Here is an 18,203-nt window from a genome sequence, read left to right on the forward strand (position 1 = left end):
GCCCGAGCCAGGGATTCCCCCAACCCGGCCCACTGGACACACACGGGTGGGTTGTGACCGTTCATCGCCGCAGGTGGCAGGTGCCGCACACCGTCCGCAGACAACAGCTCAGGTGTGAGTCGGCGGCCTGAGTACGGCGCCGCGCGCCCATGCGGGTGCCGCGTTGACCGGTAACACGTTGCCCGGCTCTGTCACCGTCCATGGCGCCGGCCAGCTCTTGGGCCGCAGATCGGTCCACGTACGCTCGACGTAGTCCAGACACTCCTGACGCGTGGCCTCGCATCTGCTGCCCCAGGTCCGACGCACCTATGCACCCCGCGGCCGCACTCCCCTCCTGCGGCATCGGCTGAACTGGAAGCGTGCCTCAATGGCCGCGGCTCTCGGCTACCACGCCTCAGACCCCGACCGCGGGCCTCGCCTGTGCTTCCACCTCAAACCGGGCAGTTATGACACCGCCGCTCTGATCGAGGTCCTCAAACAGCTGAAAGTGTTCTACCGCGGAGAGCGGGTGGTGCTGGTCTGGGACGGACTGTCCGCCCACTGGAGCCGGACCATGCGGGCCTGGGTCGCCGAACAGGACTGGCTGGCCCTTGAACGATTACCGGCTTACCCGCCTGAGCTCAACCCGGTGGAGCTGCTGTGGTCGTCGCTCAAGAAACGTGAGCTCGCCAACCTCGCCGGCAACCACCTCGCAGACGTCGCCGACGCCACCGAACAAGGCATTCGCCGCATCAACCAGAACGATCAACTCCCCTGGTCCTTCCTCACCCACACCGGACTCACCATCCACCCAACCCCACAGAACTAACGAAAAGATCAGTAGGGCGTGTTGTGAAAGTGCTTGCTGTGGGTTCGGGGGCGAGCGGAGCGGTGGCCCTTGATCAACGCGGCCGGGCTCCATAACCTCGCCCGATGGGACATGACGACCTTCCGACTCTTGAACTCGCCTTCCCGGGTCCGGAACGTGACCGTGGTGTGGCGGCGATCCTGAGCGGTCAGAAGACCGCGCTCACGGGTCTCCTGGAGATCTACGAACACACCGGCGAGACAGTACCGGTGACCGGACAGCGATTCTGGGTGCTTGATTCAGAAGGTCGTCCGGCCGTCACGATCGAGCTCGTCGACGTGCGCGTCGTTCCCATGAAGGAGATCGACGACGACTTCGCGCGAGCAGAGGGGCGCGGCTACTCCGACGTGGCGGAGTGGCGGGCAGCGCACGAAGAGTTCTTCCGGAGTGATGGCGTGAGCGAGTACCTGGGACGCACCCCGTTCATTGATGACGACACTCTTGTCGTTGCAGAACGCTTCCGAGTGGTCGAGCCCGACGACTCGGGTGGTCCGTGACCCGCGTCCGACTCGATGGGAGTCCGGGAGGATCAACCGGACAGGCCCTGTGGGTGCTGGGACGGCTGCTGGTCATAGCCACTCGTTGATGGCTGCGACCAGTACGGTTGCCTCGTAACGGACGGCGAGCTTGTCATATCGCGTGGCGACGGCTCGGTGGCGCTTCAGCCGATTGATCCCGCATTCCACCGCATGGCGCTCCTTGTAGTCGGCCGTGTCGAACTTGGGCGGTCGGCCGTCTCGGGAGCCGAGCTTCTTGCGGTTGCGGACTTGGTCGGCCTTCTCCGGCATGGTGCGCGCGACACCTCGTCTGCGCGGGTAGGCACGGTTCGCGCGAGAGCCGTAGGCCTTATCGGCACGGACCTTGTCCGGCTTGGTGCGGGGCCGGCCCGGGCCAATGCGGGCCACCCGGATGCCCTCCAGCACGGGTTGGAACTGCGGGCTGTCGTGCCTCTGTCCGGCGGTCACGAGCAGCGACAGAGGCTTCTGTCCCTGCTCGACCGCAAGGTGCAGCTTGGTGGTCAGTCCGCCGCGCGAGCGTCCGAGGCCGTGGTCGTCAGGCTCGGCGTCGACGCCACCAGGAGGCTCCTTCTGCAGATCCCCCTTTTGCGAGCCCCGGCGGCGTGCTGGTGCGCGCGGGCGATCGTGGAGTCCACGCTGACATCCCACGTGATCAGGCCCTTCGCATCGGCCTCGGCCTGCAGTTGCGCGAAGATCCGCTTCCACGTGCCGTCGCGTTGCCACCGCCGGAAGAGGTCGTAGGCCCGATCCCACGGCCCGTACCGCTCGGGGAGATCCCGCCACGGCACACCAGTCCTGGTCCGCCACCGTATGCCGTCGATCAGCTGCCGACGGGTCCATGTCGGCGGCCGTCCTGGCTTCTTGCCCGTCGGCAACAGCGGTTCAGGCCGGGCCCACTGGCCATGCGTCAGATCACCACGCCCCACGGCAAGTGATCATTTCACGACCATGATCCACTTTCGCAACAGATCCTAGTTCCAGTCTTTATCCGACATGGGGAAGTCGACCGCCCATTCCGGCCTGCCCACCCAGCACAAGCAGCGAATCCCGCGCTACGGCGGGCCCGGCTCCTGTCCGGCCGGGCCCGTCTCTCTTGTGCGGCCTGCCCTTCGTCCTCGGTGCCCGTCTCTCACCTCTCCTCCCTGTGGCCAGGACAGGCGCCCTGTCAGGTCCCGCTGCTGTCGAGGTAGGTAGCCATCTTGCGGACAGTTGGATGGGTGAACAGCTCGACCACTGGAACACGACGCTGGAGTGAGTCAGCGAGTCGGCGTTGCACCTGGACCAGCAACATTGAGTGGCCATCGATGTCGAAGAAGTTCTCGTCCGGGTCCACTTGGTCGGCCTTCAAGACGGCGTGCCAGGCCTGGGCCACTAGCTCCAGCGTGGTTGCGGGAGAGTCCGGCGACGACGATTCTTCGGGGACTCGAAGAACTGGTATTGGAAGTGCCTGCTGGTCAAGCTTTCCACTGGTCGACAGCGGCAAACTCTCCAGAGGAGTGATCGCCGCGGGACGCATCGCTGCCGGCAGCCTCTCGGCAAGGTACGCGCGCAGTTCCGGGACATTGCCCGGTTCGGTCACCGCGTAGGCGACGAGGATCGGTCCGCTGCCGTCGTTGAAGGCACGCACGTGCGCTTGCGCCACTGAAGGATGCTCGGCCAGCAGCGAACTCACTTCCGCAGGTTCGATCCGGTGCCCTCAGATCTTCACCTGTTCGTCCGCTCTGCCGGCGAACACCAGTCCTGCCCGCTCGGCGCGTACCAGGTCCCCGGTTCGATACCCTCGCGGCCAGCCCAATTCAGGCAGGGCAGCGAACTTTTCGGCATCCATGGCGATATCGAGATACCTCCCCAAGCCGACGCCGCCGATGACAAGTTCACCGGTCTCGCCGCTGCGCACGGGCCGGCCATCGGTGTCGACGACTGCGAGTCTCAAGCCGGCCAGTGGCCAACCGATGCGCACGGTATCTTGTGCCCTAACCGGGCAGCACAGGAAACCACTGTTGCCTCAGTCGGCCCATACGTGTTCCACACCTGATCGACCTCAGCGACGAGGCGCTGAGCAAGTTCCGGCGGGCACGCTTCGCCGCCCACGATCAGCAGGTGGATACCGGCAAGCGCTTCTGAGGGCCACAGCGCGGCCAAGCTGGGGACGGTGGAGGCGACTGTGATGCGGCGCTCCAGCAGCCACGGGCAGATGGCAGCTCCAGCACGCACCAAAACGCGGGGAGCAGGGACGAGACACGCTCCGTGACGCCAGGCAAGCCACATCTCCTCGCAGGAGGCGTCAAAGGCGACGGAAAGGCCGGCGAGCACCCGGTCGTCGGGACCCAATGACCTGTGCTGCCCGAACAGCATTGCTTCGGCGTCGACAAACGCCGCGGCAGCGCGATGCGTGACCGCGACCCCCTTGGACCGGCCGCTGGTACCAGACGTGAACATCACCCAGGCGTCGTCGTCCAGGGACGGAATGCTGGAACTGCGCCGCGCCAGGGGGCGGTCGCGCAGGCGAATCACTCCGTCGGCCTCGATCACTACACATGCCTCGGCCTGCGCCCAGACCTCCTGAGCACGAACGGGCGGATCATCGACGTCCATGGGGACATACGCGGCGCCGGAAGCGAGAACGGAGAGGATCGAGGTATAGAGCTGGGTGGTCCCGGAGGGGATCCGCACGCCGACTCGGTCTCTGACGCCGATGCCGCACACGCGGAGTTCCTCAGCGCCCGCTTCGACTTCCGCGGCCAAGGCGCGATAGCTCAGTCTGGTGGTTCCGTCGTCGATCGCCTCGCGGTCGGGGTGGTCGGCGACTGTGGCCCGGAATATGTCAAGGAGGGTCCGTGGTGCCGGGGGAGCCTCTGTCGGCAGCATGGCCGGGGGTTCCGACCCTGCCGGGCGCGCCTCATCGCTTCCGGGGGTACGCGTCATTCTTTCCTCTCCTTCGGAGTGAAACCGAACGATTTGGCCTCTGATCGCATGTGAGGTGGGCGATCACATGTCAGGGGTGAGGATGGTGCGCAGGATCTCGGGAAGCGCAGCTACTGACCTTGAATGCGTGATGTCGTCATGGTGGCTGGTGTCGGCAGCACGATCGGGCCGCCGAGCTGCTGGTGGGCGGTCTGGATCAGGTCGCGGTAGTCCTTCCAGGAGAAGCTCTTGCGACCGTCAGGGCGGGTGTCCGGGCAGGGCCGGTAGATCAGCCGCGAGGCTTCGCCGGTCTTGTAGCAGGCCAGGGCGGCCACCGATAAACGGCGGCGGGAGCGGCCCCGCACGCGGATCACCGGGGTGTGGCCGCGGCGGGACCAGGTGCGGGTGGTCGGCGGCGTCATCGAGAATCCGGCCTCGTCCTCGAAGACGAGCCAGGCGTCGAGCGCCGCCACGGTCCTTCCACGCTCGGCCAGGTCTCCTTCACCCAGCCGGCCACCGCGCTTTCGTCCCGCTCGACCGCCCGCCGGGCGGGGACCTGGCAGCTCCAGCCGTGCCGCCTGAGCAGGGCGGCCACCCCTTGCACGGTGTAGGTCTTGTGGAAGCGGCGCCCTATCAGCGTCCTGATCCGCGACAGGGTCCAGGTCTGGTCCGGCCAGCCGTGTGCCACCGGCCCCTTGGCCAGCTCCCGTTCGAGCACGGCGAACAGTTCGTCACTGAGCAGCGGCAGTGATGCCGGGCCCTTGGAGGCCAGGGCCCGGGGCCCGTTCTGCGACCAGGCTCTGCGCCACCGCTGAACCGACCGGACGCTGACCCGCAGGTCGTGAGCGATGACCGGGTTCTCGTCGCCCTGCCTGAACCGCTCGGCCGCCTCCAACCTCAACTTCTCGCGGAAGGCCCGCCGTTCGTCGGTCAGTCCGCCCCCTTGCGCATACCTCATGCGGTCGGCATACCGCAGGGATCACGAGGCGTCAGCCCCTACGACACCACGCTTTGAAGGTGAGTAATCCAGAGGCGAGTGCCATGGCGATGCCGATGGCGCCTGCCACGTATACGCTGAGTCTGCGCATGTAACTGGTCCCTGTCCTTACTCCTTGGAGAAAACACAGAGACTGGTTGGACAATGTATGGATCCGATGAGTAAATGATCTCGGTCGCGCAAAGTGGTTCGGCATCGTTCACACGCGGATGCCGGCGAGCACGTTGCGCGAGGCAGCGTCAACAAGCCCCCAGTGTGTCGCCGGCGGGTCAGCCGTCACCTTCGCCCATCGGCCCGGCCGCGTCGCCCATGGCCACCCGCAGCTCGTGCATGCCCTGCAGAATGTCGATCAGGGCCTCTTCCGCCCCGCTGAGAGCATGTCGAGTTCCCTCCTCGTCGCCCCGGTCCGCGTGCAGCTGGGCGCCGAGCGCGTACACCGCTGTCATGACCGCGGCGAAGGCGGCCTCCCGGCCGGGTGGCAGTTCCTCCGCCTCGGGCTCGGAGACCTGCACCGCGGTCCGTTGTAGCCGGTTCGTCAGGACGTTGAGTGCGAGGTCGGGGTTCGCTCCCAGCTGCTCCCACCAACCGAGCAACGTCTCAAGGACGTCCTCGATCTCCTCTTCCTCGATCAGACGGGTGGCGGCGGTGATCTCCAGCTCCGTCTTCGCCAGCAGCCTGCCCAGCAGGTGCAGCCGGTGCTCCTCCTGCGACCCCTCTGGTCGTTTCTTCTGATCCGGCTCCGGCTCAGCCGCCAGCGCGGACAGCGCCGCGTGGATCTGCTCAGGACTCACCGGCCGCTCGCTACGGATGCTCACCCTTCCAGCTTCACCCAGCGAACGCGTACCCACCCCCGTGGCCTGTACGAGTCCCCGGCGAGTTCCACCACCCAGACCAGCGCTTCGCCCGGCAGACAGAGGAACTCACCGACGCCTCCCGACTCGTTCCATCAGGGCGCGTCTCCTGCGAGCTCTGCCCGTGCACCCCGGGCATGGCTCGCGCACCCGGGGTACACGGCAGACCGCGTTCAGGGCACCGCCCCTGCGTGTCAGGTCATGGCGAGTGCCTCGGTCGGTGTGAGCCGCGCCGCGCGGATCGACGGCAGCTCGGCGACGACGAACGCGTCCTCGTGCACGAGAACGTCGCCCGGGTGCGGGCGACGCTGGACTGGATCGAGACGGCTGTGGACACCGGGAAGGTCGACGTCGACGGCGAACTGGCCCGCCTCCTGCAAGGCGAATAGGCCGTGCCCCGCGCCTCGGAGCGCAGATCGGCGGCGTCCCAGCGACACGCCGACGTCGTCCGGTTCGTGCTCTTCGAGGCACGACCGGCCGGTCTGACCTTCAACCAGTTGGTCAGATCCAGTGAGCTGTCGCCCCACCAGGTCCGCGCGGGCCTGGCCTGCCTGCGGAACATCATCGCCGAACGCGGCCGGCCTCCCCTGATCTGGAACAGGAAGGACGGCTACAAGTTCTGCTCGGAGCCGTCCGAGATGCAGGCATACGAGATCGCGGTCATCCGGGAGAAGCTCACCGAGATCCGCCGGTTCATCACCGGAGTCGTCGCCCCGCACGCGGCCCTCCAGCCCAAGGGCCGGTGGATCAGACATCTCAACACCCAGCTCAGTTCGGTCGAGTCCACGCTCGACGTGATCGCCGACTACATCGATGCCTGACTGGCGGTGCCGGCCGCGAAGCGGCCGGCACCGCCCCGTCTTCGGGGAGGGACACGTTGGCACGGCGCCGCTGCTACCCCTCCGACATCTTCAACGACGAATGGGCCCTGATCGAGCAGCTGCTTCCTCCGCCGGCCTGCGAGTCCCCCAAGGGGGGACGTCCGGAAAGCAGCGCCGCCGGGAGATCGTCGACGCGATCCGCTACGTCGTCGACACCGGTTGCAAGTGGCGGGCCCTGCCCAGCGACTTCCCGCCCTGGCGGACCTGCTACAACTTGATGGCCCGCTGGGCCGACGTCGGCACTGTCGGGCAGATCCGCGACCAGCTGCGCAAACGCATCCGCCGCGAGATGGGTTGATCCCCGGGAGCGGTCGCCACCGTCATCGACTCCCAGTCCGTCAAGGCCGCGGAGACCGTCGGGAAGGACTCCCGGGGCTACGACGGCGCGAAGAGAATCAACGGCCGCAAGCGCCGCCTGGTCGTCGACACCAAGGGCCTGCCGCTGTTCGTCATGGTCACCGCGGCCGACGTGACCGACCGCGACGCGGCGAAGGAGGTCTTGTTACGGCTGCGGCTGATGCACCCCGAGATCACCATCTCCCTTACTGCGACGCGGCCACCGCCGACGCGGTGCCCGGGGTCCGGCCGGTCTGGATGCCAGGCTCACCATGGGTGAACAGTCGGCAAAGCGTCAAAGGCTTTTGCTCGGTGAGCTTTTGGTGACGCATCCGTCCCGCACCTCTTTCAGGGCTTGTGCTGCACGCTCGCACAGGGCTTTCTCCGCCCGGCTCGATATCGGGCACCGAAGTGGGTTCCACAGCGGCATCCCGGGTGCGCACCGCGGGAGGCCGGGACGGCTACGCCCCTGCCGCCGGGAGCACACGAGCGCCGGAGCGACCAGACCACACCGTCCAAGCGCGTGACCCGACTGATGCGGACCAACCACATCGTCGGCCGGCACCAGTGGAAGAAGAAGCAGACGACGATCGTCCGGCCGACCCGAGGAGCGGTCGGCGGCTGCGCCGGAGGAGCGGCCCGGGACCGGCGGGCGGCGGTGTGCGGGGGCCCGGGCCGGAAAATCGATGGAGTCCGCGTTCTGCCGAGGCTCGGCCGGGAAACGCAGAGCACGGTCATGTCACTGGGCCGGCACCGAGCCGGTAAGGCCGGGTGTTGTCACAGGCGAACAGTTCACCGGATTTCACCGTCTCGAACTGCTACGGGAGCGCGTGGTGGACGACCTCGACCCCGCGGCGTGATCCGTACGTTCCCTGTCCTGACCCAGCCCTTCACCGAGGGACACGGTCTGCTGGCCCCGTCCCTGAAGCTGAAGCGCAAGGCCATCGAGAACGCCTACGCCAACGAGGTCGAGGCCCTGTAACGGGCCCGACGGCCCCTCAACCGATGTTCACACGAAAGATCTTGTCCGATCCGTCGGGCTGGTTGCCGTTGTTGTCGCAGTTGGTGGTCGACAGCCACAGCTGGTCGGCTCCCGGGACCTTGGTGACGGTCCGTAGCCGGCCGTAGGTGCCCACGTAGTAGGCGGTCGGCGTGCCCACGCTCTCGTTGTCGCCGTTGATCGGGATCCGCCACAGCCGTTCACCGCGCAGGGACGCCATGTAAATGACGTTGCGGACGATGGCGATACCGCTCGGGGACGCCTCGGAGACGTTCCAGGTCGCCTTGGGATTGGTCATCCCGGAGACGCTGCAAGTGCCCTCGCAGGTCGGCCAGCCGTAGTTGGCGCCCGGCTTGATCAGGTTCAGCTCGTCCTTGGAGCTGTTGCCGAACTCCGCCTCCCACAGCCGCCCGTTGCGGTCGAGGGCGAGGCCCTGCGGGTTGCGGTGACCGAGGCTGTAGACGTAGTTGCCGAACGGATTGCCGGGGGCAGGCTTGCCGTCGGTCGTCATGCGAAGGATCTTGCCGTTGAGGGAGTTCTTGTCCTGCGCCAGATCAGGCGTCTGTGCCTCTCCGGTGGAGACGTACAGGTAGCCGTCGGGGCCGAACAGGAGTCGTCCGCCGTTGTGGTAGCGGTTCTTCTTGATGCCCTGGAGCAGGACCTTGTAGCCGCTGAGCTTGGCGCCGTCGTACGTCATGCGCACCACCCGGTTGCCCTCGGCCGCGGTGTGCATGAAGTAGACGTAGTGGTTGGCGTCCCACTTGGGGTCGACGGCGACGCCGAGCAGCCCGCCCTCGCCGTTGGTGGTGACGGCGTTCGGGACGGTGCCGACCTGAGTCTTCGTGCCGTCCTTGGTGACCTTCCAGACCCGGAAGTCGTCCCGCTCGGTGACCAGGGCGGTCTTGCCGTCGGGCATCCAGTAGGTGCCCCAGGGGATGGTCCAGCCGGTGGAGAGCGTCGCGATCGAGGACGGCACTCCGCCGTCGGTCGCGCACGCCTTGGTGGTGAAGGTGACCGGATTGCTCGGCTCGGAGACGTTGCCGGCCGCGTCCCGGGCGACGACGTTCAGGCTGTACGGGCTGTTGCAGGCGAGCCCGGTGAGCGTGGTCGACGTGCCGCTGGTGACCGTGTCGTAGACGGTGGTGTCGCTGCGCACGTCGTAGGCGACGACCGCCTTGTCGTCAGTCGAGGCGCCCCACTTCAGGTCAACGCTGTTGGTGGTGACGTTGCTCGCGGACAGGGTGCCCGGCTTGCCCGGTGGTGTGGTGTCGGAACTGGGCTTGGTGATGCAGTCGACGACCGGGCTGGCGGGTGAGGTGTTTCCGGCCGCGTCGCGGGCGATCACCGTGAGGTTGTAGTCGGTGTTGGGGGTGAGCCCGGTCAGCGCCTCGGAGGTCGAACTCCCGGGCGCCTCACTGATCTTGTTGCCGTGCTCGTAGATGTCGTACGCGCTCACGCCCACGTTGTCCGTGGAGGCGCCCCACGTCAGGGTGAGCGCGTCCTCGCCCGTGTCGGAGCAGCTGGGCTGTCCGGGGCGGGTCGGGGCCTGGGTGTCGGCGGCCGCGTCGACGCTGACGCGGTCGAGGTTGGGGCCGCCATTCGCGGTGGTGGCGGTCGCCCGGATCTTGTCCGTGCCCGCGGTCAGCGGGACGTTCACGGTCTTGGTGACCCAGGTGTTCCAGTCGGCGGTGGCCGGGAAGGACACGCCGGACGCGACGACCGTGCCGTTGACGGAGATGTCCATCGGCCGGTCGACGGAGGTCCCGTTGGCGTAGCGCACGGTGAGGGCGGAGGTGCCGGCGGAGGCCGCACTCACCGTGAACTCCACATAGGAGCCCGTGACGTTGGTGTAGTCGACGAAGCCGGTGCCGGTGTACCCGGGGTGGTTGGTGGCGACGGTGCCCTGGGAGATCCGGGCGTCCTCGGCCTGGTAGTCGGTGGCGGCCAGCGCGGTTCCCTGGCCGAGACCGGCGAGCGGCAGCGCCAGCGCCGCCGCGACGCCGTACGGCAGAACTCTTCTGATGTTCACGGATGTTCCCCTCAGCCCGTGTACTGGGTGAAGACCTTGAGGTAGTCGTACGGCTGCTGCGACACGCCGCTGCAAGAGTCGCCGTCGGTGCCCGAACCGCAGGCCCGGTCACGGTTGACGGCCCAGTAGGTCAGCCGCCCGATGTGGTGCTGCTGTGCGTAGGCGAGCATGGTCTTGAAGTCGGCGACGCGGACCAGCTCACCGGAGTCGTCGGTCTTGCCGTTCATCGACGACAGCCCGATGTGCGCGTAGGCGGTGGCGTCGCTGTAGCCGTACGCCGACTTCACCTGGGCCTTGAGCCCTTCCATGGCTTTGGTGGTGAGGCTGCCCATGTTCGTGGTGCCGCCGCCGAAGTCGAACGGCATGATGCACCACACGTCGTTCGCCAGACCGGAGCCCGCGGCCCGCTTGATCATGTCGATGCCGGTGGAGTCGGGACCGCTGGAGGTGGTGCCGAAGGTGATGACGGTCTTCAGGCCGGAGTTGTTCGATTTGACCGTCTTCAGCGCGTCGACGACCCGCTGCCGCACGGTCGCGTTGGACCACTCGGTGTTCTCGATGTCGATGTCGAGCGCCTTCAGCTTGTAGGCGTTGATCACCTTCTGGTAGGCGCCGGCGAGCGCGGAGGCGCTGGAGCACTTCTCGCCGAGCTTGTTCCCGCTCCAGCCGCCCACGGAGACGACGACGTCACCGCCCGCCACTCTGATCGCGTTGATCATGGACTGATCGGTGCCCCCGGTCAGCGGGCGCGTACCGTCCCACTTGGGGTTGCAGGTGCCGTCGGAGAGGATGAAGGCGAGGGTGAACCACTTGACGCCGGTCGCGGACATCACGGACGTGGGGCTCTGGGGGTTGCCCCAGCCGAGGTACTCGTAGGGGGCCACGGCGAATCCGGGGGAGGCTGCGGCCGCTTCGAGGGAGCCGGCGGGCTTGACCCGGATGAGCCGGGTCTCGCCGGGACGCAGGGTCGCGCTGTAGGAGCCGGCGATCACGCCCTTGTGGGAGCCGGACCAGAGGTCGGTCACGTCGCCGGAGCCGTTGAAGCCGACCTGCGACCAGTTGACGCTCACGGTGGCGCTGCCCGAGGTCCCGGTGTTGAACAGCGCGACGACGTACTGCCCGTCGCTCTCCTTCTTGCTCCACACCTGCTTGACACCGCTGCTCACGATCCGCGTGGCGGCGACGCCGTCTTGGTCGACGCCGATCAGCCGGTCGTTGGTGAGCATCGCCCTGTCGACGGAGTCGAGCTGGGTGAGGTCGGTGCCGAGCAGCAGCGGGGCCGCCGCCATCGACCACAGCGTGAAGTGCGAGCGGCGCTGGTCCGCCGTGAGGCCCACCTGGTCGCCGTTGCCGATCTCCAGTGAGTCAAGGTCGTTCCAGCCGCCGGGGCCGGCGTACGGCTGCCAGGAGGCGGCCGAGTCGAAGCGCTTGGAGACGTGGGACCAGTCGGTCAGCGGATAGCCGCTGCCGTCGCTTCCCGGCCCGCAGTAGCACTCGACGTCGCCCTGGGTGCGCCAGCTGTTGGCCAGTTTGCGCCAGGTGGTCGCGTCGGCGATCGGCAGATTGTTGGAGAGCGCGAAGTCGACGGGCCGTCCGCTCGCCCGCAGCGCCTTGTCCCAGGCCTGGACGTCGGGGATGTCCGCGCTGCCCACCCCATCGATCTTCAGGTAGTCGACTCCCCAGGAAGCGAACTGCCTGGCCCAGGAGTTCACGAACTCCTGCGCGCCCGGCTTGGAGTAGTCGATGGCGTACATGTTCTTGCAGTTGTAGTTCTTCTCGGTCTTGGACGTGTCCGCGATGTCCTTCGCGTGGTACGGGGTCCCCTCGATCGGCGTGTTCTTGGTGACGGCGTTCTTCGCGATGCCCGGGGTGACGTAGAAGCCGAACTTCAGGCCCTTGGAGTGGACGTAGTCGGCCACCCCCTTGATGCCGTCCGGGAACTTGGCGGTGTCGACGGCCCAGCGGCCGTACCCGTCGACGACGAAGCCGTTGGAGTCGCACTTTTGCCAGAAGTCGTCGAGGTTGACGTAGACGAAGCCGTGGTCCTTCAGACCGCTGGAGACCAGCGCGTCGGCCTGCGCCTTGATCTTCGCCTCGGTCGGCCAGCGGCGCACGAAGCTCCAGCTGGACCAGCCCATGGCGGGCCGGACGGACTGGCCGTTGTCGGATGCGGCGGCCGGGTGGGCGGTGCCCATGAGCGGCACCGTCGCGACGCCGAGCAGGCCCGCCGCCGCGGCCGCGAGCGGTCTGATCCGGATCATGACTGTCCCCCGTTCGCGGGTGTGGCGTACGACGTGCCGATCCACGCCTCGTCGACCCGAAGCCGCTGGTAGCGGGTGGTGTCGCTGGAGGCGGCCCAGGTGGTGTCGACCTCGAGCCGGACGTAACGGGCGTTGGCGGCGGTCAGGTCGATGCCCTGGATGCCCCGGCGGCTCGGCAGCCGGCCGGTCCTGACCGCGCTGCCCCAGGTCGATCCGTCGTTGCTCAGGAACACCTTGTAGTTCTTGATCCGCGCGGACTGTTCGGTGTCGGAGCGGGCGTAGGCCACGGAGTCCTCGCGCTGGTTGAGCCCGATGTACTGCACCTTCCTGGCCGAGCCGAGGTCGAAGGTGAGGTTCACGGGCAGGGTCTTGTCGTTGTCCCAGTAGGTGAGGTGGTCGCCGTCCCCGGCGGCCGTCGCGGAGTGTCCGCTCGCGGAGGCGCTCGCGCTGACCTTGACGCCGGTGAGGATGCCCTGGCGGCCGGCTGTGGTGACCTTGAAGACGGTGTCGTACGGGTCCCAGTTCCCGAGCCCGCTCAGGGTGAGCACGCCGCCGGACTGCGACCAGGAAACCGCTTTGCCGGTGCGGAGGTTGGTGACGGAGGCGATGCGGTAGCCGTTGTCCCTCACCCGCAGGGTGCTGGTGCTGGGCCGGGTCAGGACGTGGATGTACTGCCGGCCGGGGTCGTTCCTGGCGATGGTGGTCACCCCGTACGCGCCGTCGTTCCAGGCGCCGGGCTTGAGGCCGCCGTACATGTAGCCGCCGCCCTCCGTGCCGTGCAGGGACTCCCAGAGGGGGTCGAGGTAGGAGTCCGCGAAGGTGTTGAAGGACGCCTGGTTCGACGGGAACTTGCCGTTGACCTGGGCTGTCTCGGCCATCAGTGCCTTGACCGAGGAGCCTGCGTTGGTGACGAGGCGGCCGATGGTGAGGGCGCGGTCGACGGTGGGGTCGGAGCCGTCGTACCACCAGGCACCGGTCGACGGGAGTTTGAAGTCGGCCTCGGTCAGGCGGGGTTGTGCGGTGTAGACCGCCTGCGGGTAGTCGTAGGCCGGGGTCATGCCCGTCTTCTGCTCATTGCTGATCATGTCCATGATCGGCGTGTCCTCGTTGTTGTTGCTGAGCGTGTAGTCCGGGCGCTTGTCGTAGATCTGCTGGTAGAGGTTGTGGCTCTCCCAGTACGGGTTGTCGTTGTCGATCCAGAAGCCACCGAGGCCGGGATAGCGGTCCATGACCTCGAAGAAGTTGTCGTAACTGAACTGGCCGAAACCGTCGTTGGTGGTCAGGTCGATGTCCTTGCCCTTGTAGGCGGAGTAGGCGGCCGAGTCCAGCCACTCGTGACCGCCCTCGTCGTGCCACTGGGGGTCGTTGGTCATGTAGAGGATGACCTTCATGCCCTTGGCCTTGGCGGCCGTGATCAGCTCGCCCAGGAAGTCCCGCTTGGTGGAGCAGGATCCGGGGATCCTGGACGGCCAGGGGCGGGCGTAGCCGAGGCGGCTGTGGAAGGTGGCGAGGACCAGGTACTGGGTGTGCAGCTTCTGCGCCTCGTCGACCCAGTAGCCGGGCGTCCAGCCGCCGTCGGTGACGTCGTTCTCCCAGGCGGTGCAGCTGGTGTGGGCGGGTACGGTGCGCAGGCCCCAGTGCAGGAAGAGCCCGCCGACGGAGCCGCGGAGGAAGTCCTGGCGGGGGTTCTCCAGGTCGAGCGGCTTCACCGCCGTACTCGTGCAGTCCTGGCGGGAACCGCTCGCCGACACCCGCAGGACGCCACCCGGGGAGTCGTGGCTGTCCGCCAGGCAGTAGCCGCTGACGTCCTGGAAGCCGACGTCGAACGGTGAGGTGTCGCCCTTCTGCGCGGTGAACCGGTCCAGGCGGATGCCACTGGCCGCGTTGGCGACGAACGCGGGCCGGCCGTCGCCGGAGGCGAACGTCACCGAGCTGTCGGTGAATCGGACGTTGTCGGCGTTGTGGAGGTACCAGCCGTAGGCGGGCCGGGTGCCGATGCTCTTCGGGTTGTAGTCGGTGGAGTCGTTGCTGGGCACGCCCGTCGACATGGTGCCGTTGCCACCAGGGACCGAGATCTTGACGTTGGTGAAGGTCACGCTGTCGATGCGGTGGCCTGACTCGCCCCACAGGGTCGGGCTGAAGGAGGGGCTGTTGCCGGTCGCCGTGACGTTGTCGTACGTGACGTCGCTGATCGACCCGATGCCTGGACTGTTGCCGCACCGCTTGCGTGTGCCGATCTTCTGCATGATCGGCGAGTGCACGTTCGTCATGGTGATGTCGCGGTAGTGGACGTCGGAGATCTTCGAGCCGTCCATCGAGACCATGCCGAGGCCGGACTTGTCCGCGCCGTCGATGCGGATGTTCTCGAACTGGTAGTCCGAGAAGTCGCCGCAGGTCTCGGAGCCGAACATCAGGGCGTTGCAGCACTTGGCGCCGAGGATCGAGTCGCTCACCCGGACGTGGCCGTTGGACAGCTTCGCGCCGAGCGCGTAGTCGCTCTTGAAGACCAGCGCGTCGTCGTTGGCGTGAATGGTGGCGTTGGTGATCGTGACGTCGGTCGTGGAGATGACGTTCCAGCCGTCACGGTCGCTCGCGGTGTCGATCGTCAGGTGGTCGGAGGTCACGTGGGTGCAGCCGTTGACGAGGGCCGCGAAGTGACCGCCTCGGCGCAGGGTGAGACCGTCGCCGATCCTGAGCCCGTCGCAGCGCGTGAGCGAGATGATCTTGTCGGCCTCGCCGGACCTGGGGTTGCCGGTGATCAGGTTGCCCGCGCCGTCGATGACGCCCTGGCCGACGAAGCCGATGTCGGTCAGCTTGTCGCCGTAGACCATCGCGTCGTGGAAGTGGCTGTGGCCGTAGTCCTGATAGGCGTCGTTCGGGTTGGACTCGGCCTTGTCGTAGGTGTCGGCACTGGAGCCCTGGAGAGTGGCGCCCTTGTCGAGCCGGAGCGTCACATGGCTCTTCATGTGGACGGTGTTCTTGGACTTGTAGGTGCCGGCGGGGAAGCGGACGGTGCCGCCGCCCGCCGCGTTCGCCGCGGTGATCGCCTTGTCGATGGCCGGGCTGTCGTTGGTGGAGCCGTCACCCTTGGCGCCGTAGTCGCGCACGTCGAACTCGGCGGCGGGGGTAGCGGTGTGCGGGGGGGACGGCGGCGCGGCGAGGGCCGCGGGGTGGCTGAGGCCGAGGACGACGGCGACCACGAAGAGGATGACGGCCGCCGCTCGGTGGCGGGGATCGGTGGGGGGTCTCATGTGATGGCTCCTCACACGAGTTGGTAGCCGCGGAGGTTGGTGAGCAGGAGGTAGGTGTCCTGTAGGGACCCGGAGGTGTCGCCCAGGGAGCGGTAGATGCCCCACTTCGGGCGGACCCGGTCGGCCAGGAAGGTGTCGACGCCGCTCTTCGAGGCGTCGATGAGGGTCCGGCCGGCGGACCTGAGGATCCAGCGGACGGAGCCCGCCGAGCCGTTGCCGACCTTGATCTGGAAATCCACGTCGGTCCACTTGTCGTGCAGTGGGTCCAGATCGGTGCGGCCGATCAGGGTGCCGGAGACGGGCAGGGTCAGCTCGATGGTCTGCCTGCCGCTCACCCGGCGCAGGGACTGCGTGACGATCGGGGAGGTGCCGCTGCCGGGCTGCTTCATCTGCATGATGTGGGTGAAGGTGGTGGTGGCCTTCAGCGAGCTCGGGATGTACATCGAGTACGTGACCCGCCAGGTCTGGCCCTCGGTCCACTTCAGGTAGCTGCTGGAGCTCGTGCGCAGCCCGGTGACCTCCTGGCGCTGGCGGTCGGTGGAGGTGTCCCGGTCGACCATGTGCATGGTGAAGCGCCAGTTGTCGCCGGTCGCGAAGATGTGCGGGTGGCCCGCGGGGTGCGAGTCGGCCCGGTCGTCCTCGACCGTCTCGAACGCGCCAAGCCCGTCGCTGCTCGCGGAGGGGGCCCACTTCTGCTGCCAGGAGGCGGCGTGGGCGGTGGCGGGCAGCCCCAGCGTCGCCCCGGCCGCGCCCGCGACCGCCGCTCCCAGCAGCGCCCTTCTAGACGTGCTCATGACACTAATCACCTCGCAGTTGTTCGTTCATGATCAGGAAGGCACCCAGGCCGTGGAAGTCGTTGGTGGCCCTGGTACGGCCGGCGTAGTACGCGTAGTCGCCGACGTTGGTGCCGATGGAGATGTCGGCGAGGTCGGTGCGGCCGTCCAGGCCGACCGAGAGCTTGGCCAGCACGCCCTGGTAGCCGCGGCGCGCGACGGTGGCGTAGTGCGGGTCGAGGTAGCCCTGCTGGGCGCCGCGCGAGAGGGCGTAGGTGAACATGCTGGAGCAGGAGGTCTCGGTCCAGTCGTCGGACCGGTCGCCCTTGTCCATCACCTGGAACCAGCGGCCGGTCACGGGGTCCTGGTACTTCTCCAGACCGGCGGCCAGCTTGCGGAAGATGGACAGGAGTTGTGGGCGCCGGGCCTGGTTCGCCGGAACGGCGTCCAGGACGTTGACGATCGCCATGGAGTACCAGCCGACGGCCCGGCACCAGTGCTCGGGGGCGAGCCCGGTCTGCGGATCGGACCAACTCGTGCTCTTCGACTCGTCGTAGGCGTGCTTGAGCAGGCCGTTCGCGACTTGCAGATGACTACCGTAGATGTACAGCTGCCTGGCCGCCTCGTCGTCGGTGTAGGCGCTGTCACCGAACTCCTTGCCGTACTCGACGAGGAACGGGTTCACCATGTAGACGCCGTCCGCCCAGAGCTGGTGGGCGCGGCTGGAGGTGTCCGCGTGCCAGAAGCCCCCGTCGGCAGTGCGCGGGTAGGTGTTCAGGCGGTCGCGGATCTTCCTGGCGGCCTTGCGGTAGCGGTCCTGCCCGGTCTCGTGGTGCAGGATCACCAGCAGCCGGCCGGCCTGCATGCTGTCCAGGCTGTTGAAGGACTGGTCGATTGAGCCGTCGCTCTTCACGAACCGGTCGGCATAGCTCTTGATGTAGGTCAGGTAGCGGGCGTCGTGGGTGCGCCGGTAGGTCAGGTACTGGCCGTAGAGGTAGAGGCCGACGGGGTAGGACCAGCCGCCGAGGGTGCTCGGCGTGTAGCGGGCCATGGTGGAGTCGACGACGGCCGTGGACCAGTCGGTGGCGGCGGCCGGACGGGCCGCGGCAGGGCCGACGGGGGCCGGCGGCGTGGGTGCGGCCGCGGGCAGGGTGGTGAGGGCAGCACTGGCGAGCACCAGCCCGGTCAGTGCCGTTCGAAGGCGACGGCGTCTCATGTTCCTCCCTCTCGATAGGACGGGATACCTTGAGACATCGGAGGAGTAGCGAATCAATGTTCACATTCATGGATCAAGTTCAGCGACTCGTTCGCATGGCGCGATCCAGCGTTGCGGTCGGAGGTTCGACGGTCAATGGCCCGGGACCCAGACGTCGGATCACTTCCAGCCAATCTTTGCGTCACGCACTGACTCATCGGTCAGTTGCGATGTACCGCAGCATCACCACATCGGTGATCTACGGCAACGAGGAGGGCACCGACAAGGCAATCGCCGCCTCATGGCCAGGCGCGCTGGCCGCCGCAGGGCACGACCCGGCGGTGCCGACCGTGTGGATCG

The 18,203-nt window shown here is 67.4% G+C and carries 15 protein-coding genes and 3 pseudogenes; 6 read left to right on the forward strand and 12 right to left on the reverse strand.

Annotated features, from left to right (window positions below; translation table 11 throughout):
* Positions 1-108: 108 nt before the first annotated feature.
* Positions 109-306 carry an MbtH family NRPS accessory protein gene (locus IE273_RS45550; RefSeq protein ID WP_506005282.1) on the reverse strand — a complete coding sequence of 66 codons (198 nt, stop codon included), beginning with the start codon at positions 304-306 and terminating at the stop codon, positions 109-111.
* On the opposite strand from IE273_RS45550, the gene IE273_RS37475 reads away from it, so the two are divergent.
* Positions 272-808, forward strand: a complete 537-nt coding sequence (locus tag IE273_RS37475; RefSeq protein ID WP_189819590.1) for a transposase — start codon at positions 272-274, stop codon at positions 806-808. The two genes, IE273_RS45550 and IE273_RS37475, sit on opposite strands and share 35 nt — an antisense overlap.
* Before the next feature lie 104 nt (positions 809-912).
* Positions 913-1,344, forward strand: coding sequence for an ASCH domain-containing protein (locus IE273_RS37480; protein WP_189819591.1), 432 nt, complete (start codon positions 913-915; stop codon positions 1,342-1,344).
* 72 nt (positions 1,345-1,416) lie between these two features.
* Here IE273_RS37480 and IE273_RS37485 read toward each other — a convergent pair.
* The 6 genes and pseudogenes from IE273_RS37485 to IE273_RS37515 all read right to left on the reverse strand — a co-directional run bounded on the left by IE273_RS37485 (position 1,417) and on the right by IE273_RS37515 (position 6,081).
* A protein-coding gene (locus IE273_RS37485) for an IS5 family transposase (RefSeq protein ID WP_444545932.1) occupies positions 1,417-2,291 on the reverse strand; the annotation gives its coding sequence in 2 pieces (ribosomal slippage) (positions 1,417-1,920 and positions 1,923-2,291; 873 coding nt in all).
* A 239-nt stretch (positions 2,292-2,530) separates the two neighbouring features.
* Positions 2,531-3,037, reverse strand: a complete 507-nt coding sequence (locus tag IE273_RS37490) for a phosphopantetheine-binding protein (RefSeq protein WP_189819593.1) — start codon at positions 3,035-3,037, stop codon at positions 2,531-2,533.
* 24 nt (positions 3,038-3,061) lie between these two features.
* Entirely contained in the window at positions 3,062-3,298 is a 237-nt protein-coding gene (locus IE273_RS37495) for an AMP-binding protein (RefSeq protein WP_229887931.1), read from the reverse strand.
* Positions 3,295-4,290 (reverse strand): AMP-binding protein, encoded by a 996-nt coding sequence (locus IE273_RS37500; RefSeq protein WP_189819595.1) that lies wholly within the window; start codon positions 4,288-4,290, stop codon positions 3,295-3,297. The genes IE273_RS37495 and IE273_RS37500 overlap by 4 nt, the downstream gene beginning before the upstream one ends.
* Positions 4,291-4,445: 155 nt before the next feature.
* A pseudogene (locus tag IE273_RS37510) lies at positions 4,446-5,227 on the reverse strand (transposase); the annotation flags it as partial.
* A gap of 308 nt (positions 5,228-5,535) precedes the next feature.
* Positions 5,536-6,081, reverse strand: a complete 546-nt coding sequence (locus IE273_RS37515) for a hypothetical protein (protein ID WP_189819597.1) — start codon at positions 6,079-6,081, stop codon at positions 5,536-5,538.
* Between the two features lie 251 nt (positions 6,082-6,332).
* Here IE273_RS37515 and IE273_RS44820 point away from each other — a divergent pair.
* From IE273_RS44820 to IE273_RS44825, 4 genes and pseudogenes are all read left to right on the forward strand, one after another.
* Positions 6,333-6,506, forward strand: a pseudogene (locus IE273_RS44820) (DUF6192 family protein); the annotation flags it as partial.
* Positions 6,507-6,509: 3 nt separating this feature from the next.
* Entirely contained in the window at positions 6,510-6,938 is a 429-nt protein-coding gene (locus tag IE273_RS37525) for a RacP protein (protein WP_189819598.1), read from the forward strand.
* A gap of 56 nt (positions 6,939-6,994) precedes the next feature.
* Positions 6,995-7,536: pseudogene (locus IE273_RS37530) on the forward strand (IS5 family transposase); the annotation flags it as partial.
* A 654-nt stretch (positions 7,537-8,190) separates the two neighbouring features.
* On the forward strand, positions 8,191-8,316 hold the full coding sequence (locus IE273_RS44825) for a hypothetical protein (RefSeq protein ID WP_268257537.1): 126 nt from the start codon (positions 8,191-8,193) through the stop codon (positions 8,314-8,316).
* A 16-nt stretch (positions 8,317-8,332) separates the two neighbouring features.
* On the opposite strand, the gene IE273_RS37535 is transcribed toward IE273_RS44825, so the two are convergent.
* The 5 genes from IE273_RS37535 to IE273_RS37555 are packed head-to-tail and all read right to left on the reverse strand — an operon-like array spanning position 8,333 to position 17,864.
* A complete protein-coding gene (locus IE273_RS37535; RefSeq protein WP_189819599.1) occupies positions 8,333-10,363 on the reverse strand; it encodes a PQQ-dependent sugar dehydrogenase in 2,031 nt (676 codons plus the stop codon).
* 11 nt (positions 10,364-10,374) lie between these two features.
* Entirely contained in the window at positions 10,375-12,624 is a 2,250-nt protein-coding gene (locus IE273_RS37540) for an alpha-galactosidase (RefSeq protein ID WP_189819600.1), read from the reverse strand.
* Positions 12,621-15,875: a glycosyl hydrolase family 28 protein gene (locus tag IE273_RS37545; RefSeq protein ID WP_189819601.1), complete on the reverse strand. Its 3,255-nt coding sequence runs from the start codon at positions 15,873-15,875 to the stop codon at positions 12,621-12,623. The genes IE273_RS37540 and IE273_RS37545 overlap by 4 nt, the downstream gene beginning before the upstream one ends.
* Before the next feature lie 11 nt (positions 15,876-15,886).
* Entirely contained in the window at positions 15,887-16,669 is a 783-nt protein-coding gene (locus tag IE273_RS37550; RefSeq protein ID WP_189819602.1) for a heparin lyase I family protein, read from the reverse strand.
* 4 nt (positions 16,670-16,673) lie between these two features.
* On the reverse strand, positions 16,674-17,864 hold the full coding sequence (locus tag IE273_RS37555) for a glycoside hydrolase family 88/105 protein (protein WP_189819603.1): 1,191 nt from the start codon (positions 17,862-17,864) through the stop codon (positions 16,674-16,676).
* Positions 17,865-18,203 lie beyond the last annotated feature (339 nt).

The sequence above is a fragment of the Streptomyces olivaceoviridis genome, from assembly GCF_014650115.1.
Lineage (GTDB): Bacteria > Actinomycetota > Actinomycetes > Streptomycetales > Streptomycetaceae > Streptomyces > Streptomyces olivaceoviridis.